The organism is Kocuria sp. (genome assembly GCF_030536815.1).
In the GTDB taxonomy this organism is placed as follows: Bacteria; Actinomycetota; Actinomycetes; order Actinomycetales; family Micrococcaceae; genus Kocuria; species Kocuria gwangalliensis.
The window spans coordinates 1-19,853 of sequence record NZ_JAUNPE010000035.1; the positions used below are offsets into that span (position 1 = coordinate 1).

The following is a 19,853-nucleotide window of genomic DNA, read 5'->3' on the forward strand; positions in this document are numbered from 1 at the left end:
CGCAAGCACCGCATCGAGGATGCCGTGCGTAACGCCAAGGCTGCCGTTGAAGAGGGCATCGTGGCCGGTGGCGGCGTGGCACTCATTCAGTCCGGCCAGAAGGCCTTCGACAAGTTGCAGCTGACCGGTGACGAAGCCACCGGTGCCAACATCGTCAAGGTTGCCATCGACGCACCGCTCAAGCAGATTGCCGCGAACGCCGGCATGGAGCCCGGTGTGGTGGTCGACAAGGTGCGCGGTCTGCAGACCGGCCACGGTCTCAACGCCGCAACCGGTGAGTACACCGACCTGATGGCCGCGGGGATCAACGACCCGGTCAAGGTGACCCGTTCTGCCCTGCAGAACGCGGCCTCCATTGCCGGTCTGTTCCTCACCACCGAAGCCGTGGTGGCCGACAAGCCCGAGCCCGAGGCTCCCGCCGGTGCCGGTGCGGATCCCATGGGTGGCATGGGCGGCATGATGTAAGCACTGCCCCGGGGCACGCTCGATCGCCTCGCGCGGTCCAGCCCTGACAAAGCCCCCGGGACGCCATTGAGTTGGCGTTCCGGGGGCTTTGTCGTGCGCCCGCGCCCGAACCGAGGGGGACCAGGAGGAAGCTACTGCCTGTCGGAGTCGTTTGCAAAGATGATCGCATGACAATTATTGCTGCGGCGGACGGTTCTGCCCTGGGAAATCCCGGTCCCGCCGGATGGGCCTGGTTCATTGACGAGAACACCTGGCGCGCGGGTGGCTGGGACCACGGCACCAACAACATGGGTGAACTCACCGCAGTCCTGAACCTTCTGGAATCAACTCGGCACATACCGGATGAGCCCCTCAAGATCCTGTGCGACAGCCAGTACGTCATCAATTCCATCACCAAGTGGATGCCGGGATGGAAGAAGAAGGGGTGGAAGAAGAAGGACGGCAAACCCGTTCTCAACGTGGAGATCATGAAGGCGCTGGACCGTGAAATGTCAGGGCGCACCGTGGACTTCGAGTGGGTCAAGGGCCACGCGGGTCATGACCTCAACGAAGCCGCGGATGAACGCGCCCGGGCCATGGCCTCGGCCTACCAGGCAGGCACCGCGAAGCACGAGATGCCGGTGGGCCCCGGGTTCGCGGGCCCCGGCGATCCGGCGCGAGGACCACAGCCCGGGGGAACCCAGCAGGCCGAACGCGCGGCCCTGCCATCGGCGGAACCCCGCTCTGCGGCGGCCGGGCACGTCGTGCGGTCAACCGAACCCGAATCGGAGCCGGATTTATTCTCGGAGCTGTGGGCGCGTGAGGAAGACCCGGTGCTCGAGGACAGCCGCCCGGAGGAACGCATCGCCCGACAAGCCGATCCGGTGCACCAAGTTCGGGCTCTGGAGGCCACGTTGTTGGCCCCGGACACCCCGGAGGAACACCGCAGGGAACTCTTCCACGAGCACTTTGAATACGTTGCCCGGGACGGATCGGTCACGGGCGCCAACGGATTCATTTCGGACCACCGGGGGCCCGGCGAAAGCCACGAATCGGATCTGAGCCACCACGGGGCGTTGCCACTGGGATCCACCGCCTACCACCTGACGTACCGGCTCACGGACAGTTCCACCGTGACCCGGCGCAGCTCGTTGTGGTTGCGAGAGGACCAGCACAACGACATGGGGCCGTGGCTGCTCCGCTACCACCAGGTCACCACGGAGAGCTGATCCGGGTCAGCCGACGAACATCCGGGCGTTGGCGGCCTCGGTTTCCGCGTACTGATTACCGGCCGCTGACAGGGCCTGATTGATGTGCGCCATGGCCTGTTCCATTTGCGCCTGCGCGGCACGCCATGAGCGGAAGGCCTCCTGGAAATTCACTGATGCGGTGCCGGTCCACGAATTCTGCAGATCGGTGAGGGTCGAGGTCATGCCGTTGACCTCGCCGGTCAAGCGCTCGATGTGCCCCTGCGCCTGTTGGGATGTGGCGGCAATGGTGTCGCTGTCGACCACGAACTGGGCCATGGTTGTCTCCTCGCTGTGAGTGTGAACGCCCGAGTCATCCCGGGTGTGCACAGCGTAGGCAGGGGTTCGGCCGTACTCGGCGCGGGCCCTGAACCCGGTGGATTCATCCAATGGCCGGCGGATTGTCCACAGGCTCGCTGTGCGGCACCCGCACGGTGAAGGTCGCCCCACCGCCGGGGGTCTCCTCCAACTTGACGGTGCCGTCGTGCTGTTCCACGATCGCCGCCACGATGGACAGGCCCAAACCGGTGCCGCCGGTTTCCCGCGTGCGAGAGGAATCGGCACGGTAGAAGCGCTCAAAAACACGATCCGCATCCACACCGTGAATGCCGGGGCCGTGATCGCGGACCTGCACGACGGCGGTGGAATGCCCATCCACGCTTGGTTCCAGCCCCACCGCCAACTCGACGGGGGTTCCTGCGGGGGTGTAACGCAGGGCATTGGTGAGCAGGTTCGCCACCACCTGTCGCAGTTTGGACTCGTCGCCGTACGCCCAGGCTTGCTCCGGCGCGAGATCCTCGAGACCCACCACCTGCACCACGCGATCGGGCGCCGTGGCGTGGGCGTCCGAGGCGGCGTCATAGGCGAGGTGCATCAAATCCATGTGCTGCATAGTGGCCGGCCGGCGTTCGTCCAGGCGGGCCAGGGTGAGGAGGTCCTCGACCAGCTGGGTCATCCGCTTGGCCTCGGATTCAATACGGTTCATGGCCTTGCCCACATCTTCGGGCTGTTGCAGTGCGCCGTGGCGGTAGAGCTCCGAGTAACCCCGGATGGACACCAACGGTGTACGAAGTTCGTGGGAGGCGTCCGCCACGAATCGGCGCAGCTTCGTCTCCGACCGAGTGCGTGCTTCGAAGGCGTCCTCGATGTGCCCCAGCATGGTGTTGAGCGACATGGACAGCTGACCGATTTCGGTCTGGGAGTTGTACCCCTCCATGCGCTGCGACAGGTCACCCTCGGCAATCCGGGCGGCCGTGGATTCCACTTCCCGCAAGGGGGCGAAAGCCCTGGTGACCAGTACCCAGCCCACGGCCATGGCCGCCAGCAGGGTGGCCATGCCGAAACTGAAGGTCAGTAACGACACCGCGGAGATAATGGAGGTGGTTCGGTCCAGCGGCTGGGCAACGATCACGGACATGTCGTAGTGCTGCAACTTGGCCGGTATGACCCGCCATTTCCGTTCGGGGGCTCCGATCGCGGACACCGTGGTGGGCTGCAGGTTGTGGGACACCACATAGGACAGGTCCATCCCGGTCAGGTCCGGTGCGGGGCGGGTGGCACTGGAATCCTGGCTGTTCTCCGCAGCCGCAATCACGTTCCCCTGGGCGTCCAGCAAGTAGCCGGCGTGCGGGACCGGAGTGGCGATGGTCCCCTCGAGTTCATCCAGCAGCACCGTGGACACCGAGGTCACCGACTGTCCCAGCTCTTGGTCCGTGTTGTCGACCAGGGCATCGCGCAGCACGGAAATGGCCACCAGCGACGTCACGAGGATGCTGATGGCCAGCAGCAGGCCCGTGAGGACCATCAGCTGCGAGCGCAGTGACGCGGAACGCCACCTGCGGGAAATCCGGGTCAAGGGATCAGTGGCGCTTGTCGGACGAGCGCAACAGGTACCCCACACCACGCTTGGTGTGGATCAACGGCGTCTGTTCGGGGTCGTTGTCGATCTTGCGACGTAGGTAGGAGATGTAGGACTCCACGATCGAGGCGTCTCCGTTGAAGTCGTACTCCCACACGTGGTCCAGGATCTGCGCCTTGGACAGCACACGATTGGGGTTGAGCATCAGGTAGCGAAGGAGCTTGAACTCGGTGGGGGAGAGGTCGATCTCGCGATCGCCGCGGAAAACCTCGTGGGCGTCGTCGTCGAGCACCAGGTCGTCCACGTGCAGCCGCGAGTCTTCTTCCTCGATGGGCTGGGTGCGGCGCAGTACGGCGCGGATGCGTGCGACCACCTCGTCGAGGCTGAAGGGCTTGGTCACGTAGTCGTCACCACCCACGGTCAAACCGGTGACCTTGTCATCGGTGTCGTCCTTGGCGGTGAGGAAAAGGATCGGGAAGTGCCGGCCGGCAGCGCGTAGCTTGCGGGTCACGGAGAATCCGTCCATGTCCGGGAGCATGACGTCCAGGACGGCGAGGTCCGGGTTCTCGGCCTCAGCCTTCAGGAGAGCGTCGCGCCCGTTGGCGGCGGTCACCACCTCGAAACCGGCGAAGCGCAGTGACGTCGCCAGTAGCTCAAGAATGTTGGGTTCGTCGTCCACGACGAGCAGTTTGGCCTCAGGAGTCTTATCGTTCACCGTCTCAGTGTCTCGGAGTTACCTGAACGCAGACTGAGACATTTCCCGAGATTTTCTGTACGGTTTCGACGCCGCTCGGGCGAGGTCAGCGGCGGCGTCGCCGCAGCGCGGTCCGGGCCAGCTCGACACACATCAGCATGAAGGCCACGGGGAAAAAGATGGCGGGGAAGATCGTGAAGCCACCCCAGAGGACCTGGCCCATGAGTGCGGCTATCAGGACGATCACCAACGACACCGAACTCAGGGCCGCCAAGACCAGGGCGATCATTCCCAGTATGGAGAGGGTGCCTACCCGGACCGGTCGGGCGGGGCGGGGGCGTTCCTGGTGCGTGGGATCAGACATGATCACCAAGGTATCAATGTCGCGCGCGCGGTGGATGAACAGCGAATTCGACAAGGCCGGGGAGAGGATAGACTCGAGAGTTCTTAGACGACCGTGAATCCCCGCCCACTAGGGCTTGGAGCAAGACAAGAGAAACTGAGGTGATCCGCGTGCCCACGGGCAAAGTCAAGTGGTTCGATTCCGAGAAGGGTTTCGGCTTCCTGGCAACGGATGACGGGCAGGAAGTGTTTTTGCACTCCTCCGCCCTGCCGCAGGGCGTCACCACGGTGAAACCGGGAACCCGGATGGACTTCGGCGTTGCAGCCGGTCGTCGTGGCGCGCAGGCGTTGTCCGCCACGATTATCAGTAAGCCGCCCTCTGTTGCGCGCAACACCCGTAAACCGGCCGAGGAAATGGCTGTGTTGACCGAGGACCTGATTCGGCTCCTGGATGAGATGTCCAACGGCCTGCGTAAGGGCCGGTACCCGGATCGCTCCCACGGGCACAAGATCGCATCCATCCTCCGTACCGTGGCGGATGAGCTCGATGTCTGAGGTAACCACCAACCCGGCAGAAGATGTTGCCCAGGTAGCGCAACAGGCCGCCGCGGTGACCGCGCGGCGTCGTACCCCCAAGCAGGACCCCACTCTGGCCCAGGCCGTCGAGACCGCGCGCAAGGCGGTCGTGGAGTCCGCGGGCGAGGAGAATATCGGTGAGCACCTCGGTATCGAGGTCCACGAGGACCGTCTGCTGACTCATCTCTTCGACTGCACCATGGCCGGGTATCCCGGGTGGACGTGGTTCGCCACGGTGGCCAGGGCACCTCGGACCAAACTGGTGACCGTGTGTGAGGTCGGGTTGCTGGCCGGTGAGACGTCATTGTTGGCCCCGGAATGGGTTCCGTGGGAAGAGCGCATGCAGGCTGTCAACGACCAGCACGAGGCCGAAGGCGAGGATTCCTCGAGCGGGTCGTCGTCCGAGGACACTGACGCCGCGGAGGACTCTCGTGTCACTGTGACCGCGGATGAGGGCCCCGTTGCGGGCCCCCCGGCGGATCATTCGGAGGCCGACCAAGCCCAGCACGAGAACGAGGAATCGTCGTAGCGCCGCGAACGCCCATTGATTCAGGGAGCGAGCGCCCCGGCCCGGAGGCAACTCCGGGTACGGGGATGTTTCGTTCCCTGAAGATTCGCAATTACCGGTTGTGGTTCACCGGGGCACTGATTTCCAATATCGGGACATGGATGCAGCGCACCGCCCAGTCCTGGCTGGTCTTCGACGAACTCACGGATCACGACGCAACGGCCATGGGTGTGGTGATGGCACTGCAGTTCCTGCCCCAACTGTTGTTGGCTCCGTACGCCGGCGTCACTGCCGACCGGTACGACCGGCGCAAGATCCTGGTGGTGACGCAGACTTTCATGGGCCTGCTGGCGGCGGGCCTGGGACTCATGGTGTTGTTCGGCGTTGCCGAATTGCCCACCGTGTATGCCTTTGCGCTGGGTCTCGGCATTGTGGCCACCTTCGACGCACCCGTTCGTCAGACGTTCGTCTCGGAGATGGTTCCCGACACCCACCTCTCCAACGCTGTGGCCCTGAACTCCACATCGTTCAACTCCGCCCGGTTGATCGGACCCGCAGTCGCCGGCGTTCTGGTGGCCGTGATTGGTTCCGGCTGGGTGTTCTTGTTGAACACCGTGACGTTCGCGGCCATGATCGCCGCGATCCTGGCCATCGATGACAACCACTTACGGTTGATGCCCAAGACCAAGCGTGGCCGGGGCCAGATCCGCGAGGGCATGGCCTACGTGGCGCACCGACCGGACCTGGTGGCGGTCATGGCCACCATTTTCATGATCGGTACCTTCGGCATGAACTTTGCGGTCTATCTTGCGGCCATGGCGGGCTCCGAATTCGGCCGCGGCTCCCAGGAATTCGGTGTGCTCAATTCGGTGCTCGCTGTCGGCACCGTCACGGGGGCACTGTTGGCCGCTCAACGCGCGAGAGCCCGTTTACGGTTCCTCTACGCGGGCTGCATAGCATTCGCCGTGTCCACGCTGGGCGCAGCCACGGCCCCCACCCTCCTCATCTTCGCGCTGTGGCTCATCCCGAGTGGTGTATCGGCCATGACGATCATGACCACGGCCAACGCCTACGTCCAGACGACCACGTCACCGGTGATGCGCGGCCGCGTGATGAGCCTCTACATGGCCATCTTCATGGGTGGCACGCCCCTGGGTGCGCCCGCGGTCGGTTGGCTCACGGACACGTTGGGCGCGCGCTGGGGTATGGGCTCCGCGGTCGCCGCGGGTGCGGCCGGCGCGCTGATCGGCGCGTGGTTTTTCTGGCGCCTTCGCACGGAACAGGACAGGGCTTCTCGGGGGCAACCGGCCGCCTAGGAAAGCGCGGCCGTGAACGGCAGCGGGCGGCGTCGTGAACCAACGACGCCGCCCGTTGCGGTTTTCTCCATGACGGCCGCACCGTCAGGACAGGGCGTTCTCCAGCGTCCAGTCGATGCACGCGAGCAAGGCCTCGACATCCGCTTCGGGGACCGAGGCGAAAGTGGCGATGCGCAATTGGTTGCGCCCCAGTTTCCGGTAGGGGTCCACATCCACCACGCCGTTGGCGCGCAGGACGGACAGTATCCGCGCGGTGTCCACGGTGTCGTCGAAATCAATGGTGCAGACCACGGGGGACCGGTGTGCGGGGTCGGTCACGAACGGTGTCGCGGACGGGGTGCGCTCGGCCCAGTCGTACACGAGCGAGGATGTCGTCCGGGTGTGACCGGCCGCCCACGTCATCCCACCGTTGTCGTTGAGCCACCGCACCTGCTGGTCGAGCATGACCAACCCGGCCAGCGCCGGCGTGTTGTAGGTCTGGTTCTTGCGGGCATTCTCCACCGCAGTGGCCAGGGACAACACATCGGGAATCCAGCGATCGGAGCGGGAGATCTCCGAGATGCGTTCCAGTGCGGCGGGAGATACGGCAGCGAACCAGATGCCGCCGTCGGACCCGAAATTCTTCTGCGGAGAGAAGTAATAAACGTCGGTCTGCGATGCGTCCACGTACATTCCACCGGCCGCCGACGTCGCGTCGATCACCGTGAGGGCGTCCGCGTCCGTTCCGACCGGGCGAGCCACGTCCATGATCACACCCGTGGACGTCTCGTTCTGCGGCCACGCGTAGACGTCGATGCCCTCTCGAGGTTCGGGCCCGGCCGGACGGGTACCGGGTTCGGCCCGGAGAATGTCCGAGGGTTCCAAATGCGGTGCCCTGTCGGTCACCTGCGCGAACTTGGACCCGAACTCACCGAATGAAAGGTGCTGTGCGCGGCGTCGAACCAGGCTGAATGCGGCACTGTCCCAGAAGGTACTCGCGCCTCCCAGACCAAGGATGATGTCGTAGCCGTCGGGAAGATCGAAGAATTCGGCGAGCCCCTCACGGATCCCGCCCACGAGATGACGCACCGGAGCCTGTCGGTGGGAGGTGCCCAGCAGGTTCGAGCCCGCACGGACCAGGGCGGTCACTTGGTCGGGGCGCACACGGGAGGGGCCTGCACCGAAACGCCCGTCGGCGGGCAGCAGGGAGGTGGGAAGGACAGGCAACTCGGACACAAAGGCTCCTAGCATGGTGGATCATTGGGGCTGACACCATTCTGCCCCCTTGCTCTCGCCGAGGTCGCAGCCTGACGGGGCGGTCCGTCCTGTCGGAATGGACCGATATGCTTATCGTGAATGATTCACGAAACCCCTATGAGAGCGCACCCACTCGACGCGCACCCAGATTCCTCGAAGGATGGACCATGAGCGGCGATTTGATCGACACCACCGAGATGTACCTGCGCACCGTGCTCGAACTGGAGGAAGAGGGCATCGTGCCCATGCGCGCGCGCATCGTGGAGCGGCTTGAGCACTCCGGCCCCACGGTGTCGCAAACCGTGTCACGGATGGAGCGGGACGGACTGCTCGAGGTGCTCAAGGACCGTTCCCTGTCGTTGACGGACACGGGTCGGGCCAGGGCCATCGAGGTCATGCGCAAACACCGCTTGGCGGAGCGGCTCCTGGCAGATGTCGTAGGTCTTGACATGGCCTACGTGCATGAAGAAGCGTGCCGGTGGGAACACGTCATGAGCGAACGAGTGGAGCGGCGCCTGATGGCGCTGTTGGACGAACCCCGGTATTCGCCGTACGGGACGCCCATTCCCGGGATGGGCGCCATTGGCGGCCCCCAAGTGGGCGCGGAGCGATTCAAGGGGATGAACCTCTTGGATGCCGCGGATCAGGACCGTTCCGCAATCTTCACCGTGCGCCTTTTGCCCGAGGTGATCCAGGCGGATCAGGACTTGATTGAAACCCTCAGCTCGGCGGGAGTGCTCAATGGTGCCCGGGTCACCGTGGCGCCCTCGGAGTCCGATGACGAGCGTGTCCTGGTCACGGTATCCGCCACCGGGCACAGTGTGGAACTGGAGCGAGCCAGCGCCAAAGCGATCCGCGTGGACCTCGACAAGGGCCGTGTTTGATAACAATGTCCGGCCCGTCCCCTAATGTGTGGATCATCACGATATGTACTATCTGTGAAACGCATCACATACCCGGTAGTAGGGATTGTCCGGGCAGGTCAGGGCGGATTTGACGGGGCGCGGCAATCGGACTGCACAGCCGGACCATGCGCTAATTGAGTAGTAAAACCTTATCAATACCCGCTGATTGATCCATGACTATGCTCGGTCCGTGACCTGTCGTAATCAAAACGTGACAATTTCGTTATCTGTCATGTACTGTTCTTCTCGTGCCGATCCTTGGTCGGATTGGCGCTCACACGCGTACCGCCTAGTTCTGCCATCGCGTGTGATCCGTACACACACATCCGCAAGGCAGAAGCGGGGGAACCAACTTCGGGCCCGCCAAGTTTCATGGGTCCTTGGGGTTAAGTCGTATCGAAGCTACAAGCCGACGTGCGGCCGGATGACTCCCATCCGAACCCGACAGCTCACCTCGTAGGCGCAGGGAGGAAAACCGCAATGACTTTCGTTAAGAAGAACTCAGCCCGTCACCGCGCTGAGACCGCGTCACACGCGGTCCGCAACACGTCCATCGCAGCAGCTGCTGCCGGTGTTGCAGTGGCAGGCATCGTGGCTCCGGCTCAGGCCAACAGCGACATCATCGACCTGGGTGGCACCACCTCTTACGGTACCCAGTCCGTGTCCTCGTGGGGCTCCGAGGCCGGCAACAGCTACTCCTGGACCTCCGACGCGTCCACCGCCGTGCAGACCCCGGCCGCCACGGTCGACAGCGGCGTGGCACAGGCAGCCAGCAACACCCAGCAGGACTCGGGCGTTTCCACCCAGTCCACTTCTTCCGCAAGCGGCCTGGTCGGCACTGCCTACCAGGGCCTGGGCGGCGCGTACGTCCTGGGCGGCACTTCGTTCAAGAGCTGGGACTGCTCCGGCTTCACCCAGTGGGTTTACGCGCAGAACGGTATCGACCTGCCCCGCGTGAGCTGGGCACAGATTGCCGCAGGCACCCCCACCTCCAACCCCCAGCCCGGCGATCTGGTTTCCCAGAACGGTGGAGGCCACGTTGGCATCTACATCGGCAATGGCCAGATGATCTCCGCGCTGAACCCCTCGCAGGGCACCGCAGTGCACTCCGTGAACGCCATGCAGCTGGACGGTTACTACACTTTCCGCTGATCCGCATGAGCTGGGCGGCGGCCCTATTCCCGCCCAGCATCTGCGCGTCTTGACGGGCACGTGATGTACCACTGCACCGTCAGCCGGGCCCCCCGATGGGCCCCCCTCGACTGATCTCCGGCACGATTGTGCCTCTCCGTCCGAATTTGATCGATTGACGCGTGTACACGCGCGCCCATCTTCAGCACACTCCCGTGCCCCGGACGGTCCCCGAACGCGTAAGGAACCCTGACGTATGTCGCCCGAAACGAACACCCAGACTCGCGCCGGCCTCTTCGCCGGCAAGGCCCGCACCGTGGCCGCCGTTGCTGCATTCTCCGGTTTGGCCCTGGCCACCACCGTCTCCGTGCAGGCAACCCAGAACGCTTCCGAGCAGAGCCCCGCGGCCGTCGTGGCCGAGGCTCCTGCTGCTGAGCAGACCGTGACCGCAGAGCCGGCCGCCAAGTCCGACTCCTCCGAGGCCAAGAAGGCCGAGAAGACGGAAGAGAAGGCAGCACCCGAGGCTGAGGTTGCACCGGCAGCTCCCGCCGCTGTCCAGGCTGTGCCCGCTGCGGACGTTGCTCCGGCTGCTGAGGCTGCTCCGGCCGCACAGGCTCCCGCCGCTGAAGCCGCTTCCATCAACGTTGTTCCCGCTTCCGAGAACGTGACTCCGATTGCCCCGGCTGCACCCGCTGCCGAGGCTCCCGCCGCTCAGGCTCCCGCTACTCAGGGCCGCCATGCTGCTCCGGCGACCGTCGAGACCCAGGCTCGTGAAGCCGCTGCCGCTCAGGATGCCGGTGTCGCCTACCAGGCTCCCGCCACTCCGGCTGTGACCACTGCGTCCAACACCACCGCTCCGGCTGCTAAGGCTCCGGCCGCGACGGCTGAGAAGACCACGACCGTTTCCACGCAGTCCTCCAACGTTGCGTCCAGCAACAAGGGCCAGGCCATCCTGGGTGCGGCTGAAGCTCAGATCGGTGTCACCCAGGACTGCACCATGCTGGTGACCAACTCCCTGAAGGCTGTTGGCATCAACCACCACGGCTGGCCCGCGAGCTACAAGTCGCTCGGCACCCAGGTGTCCGCGGCTGAGGCCCAGGCCGGCGACATTGCCTACTACGCCAACGGCGGTTCCGGCTCAGCACACGTGGCCATTTACGCCGGTAACGGCCAGGCCATCCACGGTGGTTGGAACGGTAGCCAGACCGTGAAGGCGAGCGTCAACGTGGGCTCCGGCCCCGAATTCATCCGCGTGAGCTGAGTAAGAACACTCACTGTTCCGCGGTAGGTTCCCGTTCCTGACGGGGGCTACGCATCAAGTCGGGACCGGTTGTGTACCCGGCCCTGGTGAGAAACAGCAAGAACACACGAACCCCGCCGACCACGGGGTTCGTGTGTTTTTGCGTTGTACACGCGATGTCGTCAAGGGGAACCCCCACGCGGCACTCAGCGGTTGCGCCTAAAATAGGAACCATGCCCACCGATTACTCGCGCGCCGCGCGCACGCCCCTGGACCAGGAATTCACGTATCTCGCCATTGGTATGGTGGCCGGTGCCGTCCCCGGCATCATTGTGGGGTTCATCGTGGCTGCCTTTGTGGGCCACGCTGCCATGTGGCTGTCCGTGTTCGGCGGCGTGGGCATCGTCGTGGGCCTCGTGGCCGCCACGATTGTCTTCCGACGACGCCGTTCCAAGTCCGCGCTGCAGGCCCCGCCCTCAGTGCCGGGCGAGGGCTTGCAACGCTGAGATCTCCCGACGCACATTGCTTCGTGCCCGTTCTTCCCACAGCAGGAAGCCCCGTTCGGTGTGGAAGAGGGCAGGTTTGTCCAAGAGTCGGGACAGGATTTCTGCTCGGGCCGGCGCGAATTCCCGATCGGGGACGTGCCGGTACTCGTCGCGTACATCACGCGCATACTCCCGATACGTCGCTTCGTCCGTTCCTAGGATCGACAGATCCGCGTCCACCAACACCTGTGCGTCGGCGTCGTCCGCGTCCGGCGTGTGTTCGAGTGTGGCCAGAATCAGCTGGGCCACACGATCGCATGCGCTGCGGCTCCAGCCGGCCAGCTTGAGTCGATTCCGGGCCAGGTCCGCCGACTGCCGTTCGTCCGTGCCGGCCTGGCCCTGATGAACAGCGTCGTGGAACCACGCCGCAGCCACGAGCTCGGGGTGCTCACGTGCCGTGACAAGAGCGTCGATGGATTCGAGCACGCGCAGCAAATGACTGAGATCGTGGTAACTACGGTGCGGTTCGCTCCAGCGTTCCACGAGTTCTTCACTGAGCCACGGCATTGCGGGGAACGTATTGTGCCACCGCTGCCGGAGCGTGGAGGCCAACCGTTTGGGGCGGCGTCGTGCGGGCACCCGCATACCACTGGCCACGAGGATCTTGACCAACTCTTTGCCGTCCACCGGGATGGCGCCGGCACCCACGGCATCCGCGTGGCGGTGCGCCGGGATGTCGTAGTGGTCCAGGTCGAAGGCGCGCGCAGAGATGCCCAGGGCCGCCGCGAAGGCGTGCAACTCGGCAACGGAGGTGTCCGAGACCAGGTGGGAGAAGACTGTGCCGTGCGCGGGCCATCGGGGCGGATCGATAAACAGGGTCATGGTTCCATTGTGGGGGTTCCGACTCGCGGTCGGTGCTCACGCGGCATAAACTAAGTTCTCGTTGCCCTCGTAGCTCAGGGGATAGAGCACGGCTCTCCTAAAGCCGGTGTCGTTGGTTCGAATCCAATCGAGGGCACGAAAAAGTCCCACCGGACCCGGTGGGACTTTTGCGTACTCGGGGTCACTCGCGCGGTCGTTGGCCGGGTAGCTTGCCCTCGGCGAAGTCGTTGAGTTTCCGGCGCACGATCATGACATTGACGATCAGCGCCACGACGACCACCGCCGCCAACAGTGCCCAGCGGGCCATCACGAGCCCCGACGCCGCGGCCACCAAGGATGCGTCCTCGGGAGTCGTCACGGCGGCCTCCAATGCGCGGTTTCCCACCACGAAGACCACTGCGTAGGCCAGCGCCACAAGCCAGAACATCCATTTGAGCGACCTCTTGGGGGTGTTCAGGCCGAAGAACAACACCATGCCCAGGGCGAAGAGTAGCGGGGCGAACAAGCCGGTGGTTGCGTGAACGCCGGTGTAGTCGGCCTGCCCGGTCTCTCCCAGGGCGTGGGAGAACTGCGTTATGTACTGCTGGTCCACCCCGCTCCACTGCATTTCGGGGACCGGCATGCCGCCCGCAGCCCCGGCGCTGAAGCCCGGGAGGACAACAAAGGTGTAGTACGCCCAGAGTGCGATACCGATGATCAGGGCCGCTCCGACCACGATGGCCGCGGACGAGGCCTTACCCGGCTCGGCTCTGAGAGCGCCGTTGGGCATCTCATGCACGTGCTGCCCTCGCCGAGCAGGCCGGGCCGCCGACGAACCGGCGTCCCCGGAAGTTCCGCTCGAAGCTCCGTACTTCTTGGCCTTTTGTGAATTGGTCATGCCCATACCGTTCATTATCCCCGTTGTGTGCGCCCGACGGCGGTTCACCGCTGTCGGGGACATGCAGACACCGTGGGAGTAGGCTTTGTGACTACGGGTACACACCGGACAACGGCCGGTGGGAGAAGGTGCCCCGCGGGCACCGCGGAAGGATGGTGACGGTTGTGGAACTTTCCATTGGCCTACCGGACGGGTTGCTCATGCGCGTGCAGCAAGGGAAGTCCCTCACGCTTTACGAAGCCGATCACGCCACCGTTCGGCGGAGCATTGATTGCTCCTGCCTGGACGGAGCCGAGATCGTCGACATCGTGTGGTCCCACAAACTGTCTGCCGTCATTGCGGCTGTTCCCGTCCGGCATCAATTGTTCCGATGGGATGCGTACACTGACACCCTCCAGGAATACGCCGGAACCGGGGAGAAAGGGCGCCGGGACGGTCGTATTGCACAGGCCAAGTTCGCTTCCACGGTGTCCATCACCGAATCCGGCGACGGCCGACTGTGGTTCGTCGACAAGGATTCGTCCTCGTTGCGTTACATCGAGATCGACACCGACCGACCCGACGGCGGGCCCCAAGTGGTCACCGTGATCGGCCGGCACGGCGCGGGATATCAGGACGGTCCGGCGGACGAGGCCCAGCTGAACCATCCGGAAGATCTGCAGGTCCTCTACGACGGTTCGATCGTGGTGGCGGACACCGGCAATCACGCCATCCGGCACCTGGACCTCAATGAAATGGAAGTCTTCACAACCTACGGTGGACCCGATCAGGACCCCAACGAGTTCGACGATGACGATTTCAAGTTGGAGGCCCCGGTCCGGGTGACCGTGGCCGATTCCCAGTTGTGGGTCGATGACGCCAATGGGCGACACATGCTGGAGCCCAAGTACGTGTGAGATAACACCTCTACTTAATGGGTGTCTGACGGCCTGGATACACTGGGCCAATCATGGATTACCTCGCAGACAACCCTTTGCTCTCGGCCGCTTCCGTGCGTTCGGACTCCGCACCCGTCACATCCGCTCACGCGGGTGCCTCCGCCGGGCAATTGGTGGCGGGATTGAACGAGCCGCAACGCGCAGCCGTGGTACACGCGGGCTCTCCGTTGTTGATTGTGGCGGGCGCGGGGTCGGGGAAGACACGAGTTCTCACGCATCGCCTCGCTTATCTTCTGGCGTCCGGACGCGCGAACCGCGGGGAAATCCTGGCCATCACGTTCACCAATAAGGCCGCGGCCGAAATGCGAGAGCGGATTGAGGATCTCGTGGGGGATTCGGCCCGTTCCATGTGGATCTCCACGTTCCACTCCCTGTGCGTGCGGATTCTGCGCCGCGAGGCCAAGACGCTGGGCCTCACCGCCAATTTTTCGATTTACGACGCCGCCGATTCGCTGCGTTTGATCACCCAAGTGGCCAAGCAGCATGAACTGGATCCCAAACGATTTGCTCCCAAGGCCATCCAGCACAAGATTTCCGCTCTCAAGAACGAGCTCGTGGACGATGAGTCGTTTCTTGCCCGTGCCAACAGCACCGATCCGTTCGAGATGGCGGTGGCCGAGGTGTACCGGGGGTACATGCAGCGGTTACGCGCCGCCAACGCCCTGGACTTCGACGATCTCATCGGGGAGACGGTGCACATGTTCCGCGCGTTCCCGCAGGTCCTCGACTACTACCGCCGCCGCTTCAAGCACATCCTGGTGGACGAGTACCAGGACACCAACCATGCCCAGTACGCCCTGGTGCGAGAACTCGTGGGAGGCACCTCCGGGACGTACCGTGATGAGACCGGGCTACCCCCGGCGGAGCTGACGGTCGTGGGCGATTCGGATCAGTCCATTTATGCGTTCCGCGGGGCAGACATTCGCAACATCACCGATTTCGAGCGAGATTTCCCGTCCGCCCGCACCATTCTTCTGGAGCAGAATTACCGCTCCACTCAAAACATTCTCTCGGCGGCCAACTCCGTGATCTCGCAGAATTCGGGTCGTCGGGACAAGAAGCTCTGGACGGCCGAGGGCAGCGGAGCCCCCATCATCGGCTACGCCGCGGAGAACGAACACGAAGAAGCCCGGTTCATTTCCGAAGAGATCGACCGGCTGCAGGACGAACACGGGGTCCGCCCCGGAGACGTGGCGGTCTTCTACCGCACCAATGCGCAGTCACGCTCCCTCGAAGAGATCCTCATGCGCGTGGGGCTGCCCTACAAGGTGGTTGGCGGCACACGCTTCTACGAGCGCAAAGAAATCAAGGACGTCATCTCGTATTTGCGGGCCATTGCGAATCCCGCGGACGACATCAACGTCCGGAGGGTGATCAACGAGCCCAAGCGCGGGATCGGCGACCGCGCGCAGGGCTCGATTGCCGCCCTCGCGGACCGCGAGGGCATCAGCTTCAGCCAGGCCATGCATCGCCTGGACGAGGCTCCCGGGCTGGCCAAGCGGTCCGCCAATGCCGTGGAGAAGTTCGTGCAGCTCATGGACGATCTCGAGGAACTGTCTCGCACCTCCTCGGTGACCACCGTGGTCGAAGCCGTCCTGGAACAATCCGGGTATTTGGAGTCACTGCGCGCCTCCAATGATCCCCAGGACGAGTCCCGGGTGGAGAACCTGGCCGAGCTCGTGGCCGTGGTTCGCGAGTTCGAGAGGGACAACCCCGATGCGGGGCTGGGGCAGTTCCTGGAACACGTGGCACTCGTGGCGGATGCGGATCAGATTCCGCAGCAGCCTGAACCCGCGGACGGTACGGTCAGCGCCCAGCAGATCGCCAAGGAAGTGGCGGAGGCCCGTTCGCAGGGTGTGGTGACGCTGATGACACTGCACACGGCCAAGGGGCTGGAGTTCCCGGTCGTGTTCCTCACCGGCATGGAGCACGGCATCTTCCCGCATCAACGCAGTTTCCTGGACCCCTCCAGCATGGAGGAAGAACGCCGCCTGGCGTACGTGGGCATCACCCGTGCCCGGCAGCGGCTGTACCTCACGCGTGCGGAATCCCGCTCCATGTGGGGTCAATCGCAGTTCAATCCGCCCAGTCCGTTCCTGGAAGAGATTCCCGCCGACCTACTGGACTGGAAGCGCGAAGGCTCGGCGTCCGGGAGCATGGGGTGGGGATCACCCATCCACGCGGGCGGTGACCGCCGCGACGCCATGCGCGGTTCATCCTGGGCCGCGGGTGCCGGTTCGGGGGCGTCGTTCTCCAGGCTCGCAGCGGCGTCGGCGGGGCGAGTGCAACCGCGCAAGGAGATTCCCGCGCTGTCCGTGGGGGACAGCGTGGAACACACGGCGTTCGGCAGAGGTTCCGTGATCTCACTCGAAGGCTCGGGGGACAAGACGGTGGCCAAGGTGCGCTTCGGCTCGGAGGAGAAGCGGCTGCTCCTGCGCTATGCGCCCATCAGCAAAGTCGAGTGAGCAGGCCTAGAGGAACAGGAAAACCAGCGCGGTGAACACCGCGGTGATGCGTAGCGACTCCCCGTCGAGCACATGGATGATTCCCAGCAGCACCGTACTGACCACAATGGCCAGGGCAACGGCCGGCCCGGCCGCGAGGAACATCACGGCGCCCAGCACGGCCCCCGCCACCAATCCACCCCAGGGAACGTAGCGTGCGGCGGGGAACGTGAGGCGCAACAACAAGGCCCGGTGGGCATAGGCCAGGAGGCTTGCAATCAGGCAGGCCCGGCCCACGTGATAAGCCAGCCAGGCAAGCATGGGCAGCCACGCGATCGGTCCGTGCATGCTGTAGAGCTCGAAGTAGACGCGGACCGGGGTCATGCTCCACGAATCCGCCACGGATACCGGCAGCACAATGGCAGCGAGCACGGCGACCACGAAGCAGACAAAGATCTTGGACCATCTCCGGTGGCTCAGAGCGGCGGCGAATCGGGAAGGCAGCGGGTCCAACCCGCGTCTGCGGGACCAACCGACCAATGACCGCGCCAGGACGAACCACGCCAGGCCCAGGCCGACCCAGAACAGCATTTGCCATCCCAGCGGATAATAGGCGGGGATGTCCCCGGTGACGGTCAGCACCGACCCGTCGACCACGAGCTCGAGTCCCAGCGCCACGAAGGACAGGGTGGCCAGAGCTGTCATGAACCCCCGGTCGGCGGGGCGGGCATCCCATACATCCGCTAGTTCCACGCTACGCATGGAGACCAGTCAATCAGCCGAGGGGGCGTAATCAATGAATTGCGGCGACCAATGAGCTTTGCATCTACTGAAGTGTGACGCGAGTTATCGAATACATGGACTAAAATCACCCTGAGGGCAGTATGGCCGCGCGCTCGTGCGGTCTACCCCGATCTATCAGGTCGATCCGTTGAAGCATCGAGCTTGGGCGGACCGACACCACACCTCGACGCAAAGGACACTTATCCGTGGACCTGTTTGAGTACCAGGCACGCGACCTGTTCGAAAAGCACGGTGTCCCCGTGCTGGCCGGCATTGTCGCCACCACCCCCGAAGAAGCCAAGGCAGCAGCAGAGAAGATCGGCGGCGTGACCGTCGTCAAGGCGCAGGTCAAGGTAGGCGGTCGCGGCAAGGCCGGCGGTGTGAAGGTCGCCAAGACTGCCGATGAGGCCTACCAGTACGCCCAGGACATCCTTGGCATGGACATCAAGGGTCACACTGTCCACCGCGTCATGATTGCCGAGGGCGCGGACATTGCCGAGGAGTACTACTTCTCGGTGCTGCTGGACCGGGCCAACCGCTCCTACCTCGCCATGTGCTCCGTTGAGGGCGGCATGGAGATCGAGCAGCTGGCCGTTGAGCGACCCGAGGCCCTGGCCCGCGTGGACGTGAACCCGGCGGAAGGCATCACCGAGGCCAAGGCCCGCGAGATCGTGGAACAGGCCAAGTTCGATTCCGAGACCGCGGAGAAGATCGTGCCCGTTCTCGTGAAGCTGGGGGAGGTCTACACCAAGGAAGACGCCACCCTGGTGGAGGTCAACCCGCTGGTCAAGACGGGTAATGGCGATGTTCTGGCTTTGGACGGCAAGGTCTCCCTGGACGACAACGCCGAGTTCCGTCACGAGGACCACGCCGGCCTGGCCGACAAGTCCTCGGCCGATCCCCTGGAGGAGAAGGCCAAGGAGAACGACCTCAACTACGTGAAGCTCGACGGCGAAGTGGGCATCATCGGCAATGGTGCCGGTCTCGTGATGTCCACGCTGGACGTCGTGGCCTACGCCGGTGAGAAGCATGGCAACGTGAAGCCCGCCAACTTCTTGGACATCGGCGGTGGCGCCTCCGCTGAGGTCATGGCCGCCGGTCTGGATGTCATCCTCAACGACCCGCAGGTCAAGTCCGTGTTCGTCAACGTGTTCGGCGGCATCACCGCGTGTGACGCGGTGGCCAACGGCATTGTGAAGGCCCTGGAAATCCTGGGTGACTCCGCCACCAAGCCCATCGTGGTTCGTCTGGACGGTAACAATGTCGACGAGGGTCGCCAGATCCTCGCGGACGCCAATCACCCGTTGGTCACGTCCGCGCAGACCATGGACTCCGGCGCCGACAAGGCCGCCGAGCTGGCCAACTCCGCCAAGTAATCGCCCACGCGTAGAGCTATCAGGAAGAAGATATGTCGATCTTTTTGAACAAGGACTCCAAGGTCATCGTTCAGGGCATCACCGGCGGCGAAGGTACCAAGCACACCGCCCGTATGCTCGCAGCCGGCACCCAGGTGCTCGGCGGTGTCAACGCCCGCAAGGCCGGCACCACGGTGAACCACAAGGACAAGGACGGCCAGGACGTAGAGCTGCCCGTTTTCGGTTCCGTCACCGAAGCAGTGTCCGAGACCGGCGCGAACGCGTCCATCGTGTTCGTGCCGCCGGCCTTCTGCAAGGACGCCGTGATTGAGGCCATTGACGCCGAGGTTCCGCTCATCGTCGTGATCACCGAGGGCATCCCGGTTCAGGACTCCGCGGAGTTCTGGGCACACGCCAAGGCGAACACCGGCGCGGACGGCAAGCCCAAGTCCCGCATCATCGGCCCCAACTGCCCCGGCATCATCTCCCCCGAGGAGTCCCTGCTGGGCATCACCCCGGCAAACATCACCGGCAAGGGCAAGCTGGGCCTGGTCTCCAAGTCCGGCACCCTGACCTACCAGATGATGTACGA

20 protein-coding genes, 1 tRNA gene, 1 pseudogene and 1 riboswitch are annotated in these 19,853 nt (G+C 64.2%); of the genes and pseudogenes, 14 read left to right on the plus strand and 8 right to left on the minus strand.

Annotated elements, in window-relative coordinates; genetic code table 11:
- A partial coding sequence (locus Q4E95_RS05205) for a TCP-1/cpn60 chaperonin family protein (RefSeq protein ID WP_303382305.1) occupies positions 1-465 on the plus strand: 465 nt, incomplete at its 5' end.
- Between the two features lie 167 nt (positions 466-632).
- Positions 633-1,673 (plus strand): RNase H family protein, encoded by a 1,041-nt coding sequence (locus Q4E95_RS05210; RefSeq protein ID WP_303382306.1) that lies wholly within the window; start codon positions 633-635, stop codon positions 1,671-1,673.
- Between the two features lie 6 nt (positions 1,674-1,679).
- Here the strand turns inward: Q4E95_RS05210 and Q4E95_RS05215 are convergent, their stop codons facing one another.
- The 4 genes from Q4E95_RS05215 to Q4E95_RS05230 all read right to left on the minus strand — a co-directional run bounded on the left by Q4E95_RS05215 (position 1,680) and on the right by Q4E95_RS05230 (position 4,607).
- Complete coding sequence (locus tag Q4E95_RS05215; RefSeq protein WP_303382307.1) at positions 1,680-1,970, minus strand: WXG100 family type VII secretion target; 291 nt, start codon at positions 1,968-1,970, stop codon at positions 1,680-1,682.
- 103 nt (positions 1,971-2,073) lie between these two features.
- Positions 2,074-3,546: an ATP-binding protein gene (locus Q4E95_RS05220; protein WP_303382308.1), complete on the minus strand. Its 1,473-nt coding sequence runs from the start codon at positions 3,544-3,546 to the stop codon at positions 2,074-2,076.
- A gap of 4 nt (positions 3,547-3,550) precedes the next feature.
- A complete protein-coding gene (locus Q4E95_RS05225; RefSeq protein WP_190781815.1) occupies positions 3,551-4,264 on the minus strand; it encodes a response regulator transcription factor in 714 nt (237 codons plus the stop codon).
- An 85-nt stretch (positions 4,265-4,349) separates the two neighbouring features.
- Positions 4,350-4,607: a hypothetical protein gene (locus tag Q4E95_RS05230; RefSeq protein ID WP_303382309.1), complete on the minus strand. Its 258-nt coding sequence runs from the start codon at positions 4,605-4,607 to the stop codon at positions 4,350-4,352.
- Between the two features lie 149 nt (positions 4,608-4,756).
- Here Q4E95_RS05230 and Q4E95_RS05235 point away from each other — a divergent pair, with 149 nt between their 5' ends.
- From Q4E95_RS05235 to Q4E95_RS05245, 3 genes are all read left to right on the plus strand, one after another.
- Positions 4,757-5,140, plus strand: coding sequence for a cold-shock protein (locus tag Q4E95_RS05235; protein WP_303382310.1), 384 nt, complete (start codon positions 4,757-4,759; stop codon positions 5,138-5,140).
- On the plus strand, positions 5,133-5,690 hold the full coding sequence (locus Q4E95_RS05240; RefSeq protein WP_303382311.1) for a DUF3027 domain-containing protein: 558 nt from the start codon (positions 5,133-5,135) through the stop codon (positions 5,688-5,690). The genes Q4E95_RS05235 and Q4E95_RS05240 overlap by 8 nt, the downstream gene beginning before the upstream one ends.
- 65 nt (positions 5,691-5,755) lie before the next feature.
- The gene (locus tag Q4E95_RS05245; RefSeq protein WP_303382312.1) at positions 5,756-6,985 is read left to right on the plus strand and encodes an MFS transporter; all 1,230 of its coding nucleotides are present in this window, start codon (positions 5,756-5,758) and stop codon (positions 6,983-6,985) included.
- Positions 6,986-7,069: 84 nt separating this feature from the next.
- Here the strand turns inward: Q4E95_RS05245 and serC are convergent, their stop codons facing one another.
- Positions 7,070-8,200, minus strand: coding sequence for a phosphoserine transaminase (gene serC / locus Q4E95_RS05250; RefSeq protein WP_303382313.1), 1,131 nt, complete (start codon positions 8,198-8,200; stop codon positions 7,070-7,072).
- A 188-nt stretch (positions 8,201-8,388) separates the two neighbouring features.
- On the opposite strand from serC, the gene Q4E95_RS05255 reads away from it, so the two are divergent.
- From Q4E95_RS05255 to Q4E95_RS05270, 4 genes are all read left to right on the plus strand, one after another.
- On the plus strand, positions 8,389-9,105 hold the full coding sequence (locus tag Q4E95_RS05255) for a metal-dependent transcriptional regulator (RefSeq protein ID WP_303382314.1): 717 nt from the start codon (positions 8,389-8,391) through the stop codon (positions 9,103-9,105).
- A 330-nt stretch (positions 9,106-9,435) separates the two neighbouring features.
- Positions 9,436-9,601: riboswitch (cyclic di-AMP (ydaO/yuaA leader) on the plus strand.
- 5 nt (positions 9,602-9,606) lie between these two features.
- Positions 9,607-10,278 carry a C40 family peptidase gene (locus tag Q4E95_RS05260; RefSeq protein ID WP_303382315.1) on the plus strand — a complete coding sequence of 224 codons (672 nt, stop codon included), beginning with the start codon at positions 9,607-9,609 and terminating at the stop codon, positions 10,276-10,278.
- A 235-nt stretch (positions 10,279-10,513) separates the two neighbouring features.
- Complete coding sequence (locus Q4E95_RS05265; protein ID WP_303382316.1) at positions 10,514-11,518, plus strand: NlpC/P60 family protein; 1,005 nt, start codon at positions 10,514-10,516, stop codon at positions 11,516-11,518.
- Positions 11,519-11,730: 212 nt separating this feature from the next.
- Positions 11,731-12,003: a hypothetical protein gene (locus Q4E95_RS05270; RefSeq protein ID WP_303382317.1), complete on the plus strand. Its 273-nt coding sequence runs from the start codon at positions 11,731-11,733 to the stop codon at positions 12,001-12,003.
- Here Q4E95_RS05270 and Q4E95_RS05275 read toward each other — a convergent pair.
- Positions 11,974-12,864 carry a DUF4031 domain-containing protein gene (locus Q4E95_RS05275; RefSeq protein WP_303382318.1) on the minus strand — a complete coding sequence of 297 codons (891 nt, stop codon included), beginning with the start codon at positions 12,862-12,864 and terminating at the stop codon, positions 11,974-11,976. The genes Q4E95_RS05270 and Q4E95_RS05275 overlap by 30 nt on opposite strands.
- A gap of 63 nt (positions 12,865-12,927) precedes the next feature.
- Between Q4E95_RS05275 and Q4E95_RS05280 the strand changes: the two genes are divergently transcribed.
- Positions 12,928-13,000: transfer RNA gene (locus tag Q4E95_RS05280), tRNA-Arg, on the plus strand.
- Between the two features lie 45 nt (positions 13,001-13,045).
- Here the strand turns inward: Q4E95_RS05280 and Q4E95_RS05285 are convergent.
- The gene (locus tag Q4E95_RS05285; protein WP_303382319.1) at positions 13,046-13,741 is read right to left on the minus strand and encodes a hypothetical protein; all 696 of its coding nucleotides are present in this window, start codon (positions 13,739-13,741) and stop codon (positions 13,046-13,048) included.
- A 164-nt stretch (positions 13,742-13,905) separates the two neighbouring features.
- On the opposite strand from Q4E95_RS05285, the gene Q4E95_RS05290 reads away from it, so the two are divergent.
- Together Q4E95_RS05290 and pcrA are read left to right on the plus strand one after the other, a co-directional pair.
- Entirely contained in the window at positions 13,906-14,637 is a 732-nt protein-coding gene (locus Q4E95_RS05290) for an integrase (RefSeq protein ID WP_303382320.1), read from the plus strand.
- A gap of 53 nt (positions 14,638-14,690) precedes the next feature.
- A complete protein-coding gene (gene pcrA / locus Q4E95_RS05295; RefSeq protein WP_303382321.1) occupies positions 14,691-17,144 on the plus strand; it encodes a DNA helicase PcrA in 2,454 nt (817 codons plus the stop codon).
- 6 nt (positions 17,145-17,150) lie between these two features.
- Here the strand turns inward: pcrA and Q4E95_RS05300 are convergent, their stop codons facing one another.
- Positions 17,151-17,885, minus strand: coding sequence for a hypothetical protein (locus Q4E95_RS05300; protein WP_303382322.1), 735 nt, complete (start codon positions 17,883-17,885; stop codon positions 17,151-17,153).
- Positions 17,886-18,112: 227 nt separating this feature from the next.
- On the opposite strand from Q4E95_RS05300, the gene sucC reads away from it, so the two are divergent.
- Positions 18,113-19,282: an ADP-forming succinate--CoA ligase subunit beta gene (gene sucC, locus Q4E95_RS05305; RefSeq protein ID WP_303382323.1), complete on the plus strand. Its 1,170-nt coding sequence runs from the start codon at positions 18,113-18,115 to the stop codon at positions 19,280-19,282.
- 32 nt (positions 19,283-19,314) lie between these two features.
- Positions 19,315-19,853 (plus strand): annotated as a pseudogene (locus tag Q4E95_RS05310) (succinate--CoA ligase subunit alpha); the annotation flags it as partial.

Coding starts and splice junctions, on each gene's coding strand:
- Q4E95_RS05300 (WP_303382322.1), bottom strand. CDS start 17,885: ATGCGTAGCGTGGAACTAGCGGATGTATGGGATGCCCGCCCCGCCGAC.
- Q4E95_RS05240 (WP_303382311.1), top strand. CDS start 5,133: ATGTCTGAGGTAACCACCAACCCGGCAGAAGATGTTGCCCAGGTAGCG.
- Q4E95_RS05210 (WP_303382306.1), top strand. CDS start 633: ATGACAATTATTGCTGCGGCGGACGGTTCTGCCCTGGGAAATCCCGGT.
- Q4E95_RS05285 (WP_303382319.1), bottom strand. CDS start 13,741: ATGACCAATTCACAAAAGGCCAAGAAGTACGGAGCTTCGAGCGGAACT.
- Q4E95_RS05260 (WP_303382315.1), top strand. CDS start 9,607: ATGACTTTCGTTAAGAAGAACTCAGCCCGTCACCGCGCTGAGACCGCG.
- Q4E95_RS05275 (WP_303382318.1), bottom strand. CDS start 12,864: ATGACCCTGTTTATCGATCCGCCCCGATGGCCCGCGCACGGCACAGTC.
- Q4E95_RS05270 (WP_303382317.1), top strand. CDS start 11,731: ATGCCCACCGATTACTCGCGCGCCGCGCGCACGCCCCTGGACCAGGAA.
- Q4E95_RS05265 (WP_303382316.1), top strand. CDS start 10,514: ATGTCGCCCGAAACGAACACCCAGACTCGCGCCGGCCTCTTCGCCGGC.
- Q4E95_RS05245 (WP_303382312.1), top strand. CDS start 5,756: ATGTTTCGTTCCCTGAAGATTCGCAATTACCGGTTGTGGTTCACCGGG.
- Q4E95_RS05215 (WP_303382307.1), bottom strand. CDS start 1,970: ATGGCCCAGTTCGTGGTCGACAGCGACACCATTGCCGCCACATCCCAA.
- Q4E95_RS05230 (WP_303382309.1), bottom strand. CDS start 4,607: ATGTCTGATCCCACGCACCAGGAACGCCCCCGCCCCGCCCGACCGGTC.
- pcrA (WP_303382321.1), top strand. CDS start 14,691: ATGGATTACCTCGCAGACAACCCTTTGCTCTCGGCCGCTTCCGTGCGT.
- Q4E95_RS05255 (WP_303382314.1), top strand. CDS start 8,389: ATGAGCGGCGATTTGATCGACACCACCGAGATGTACCTGCGCACCGTG.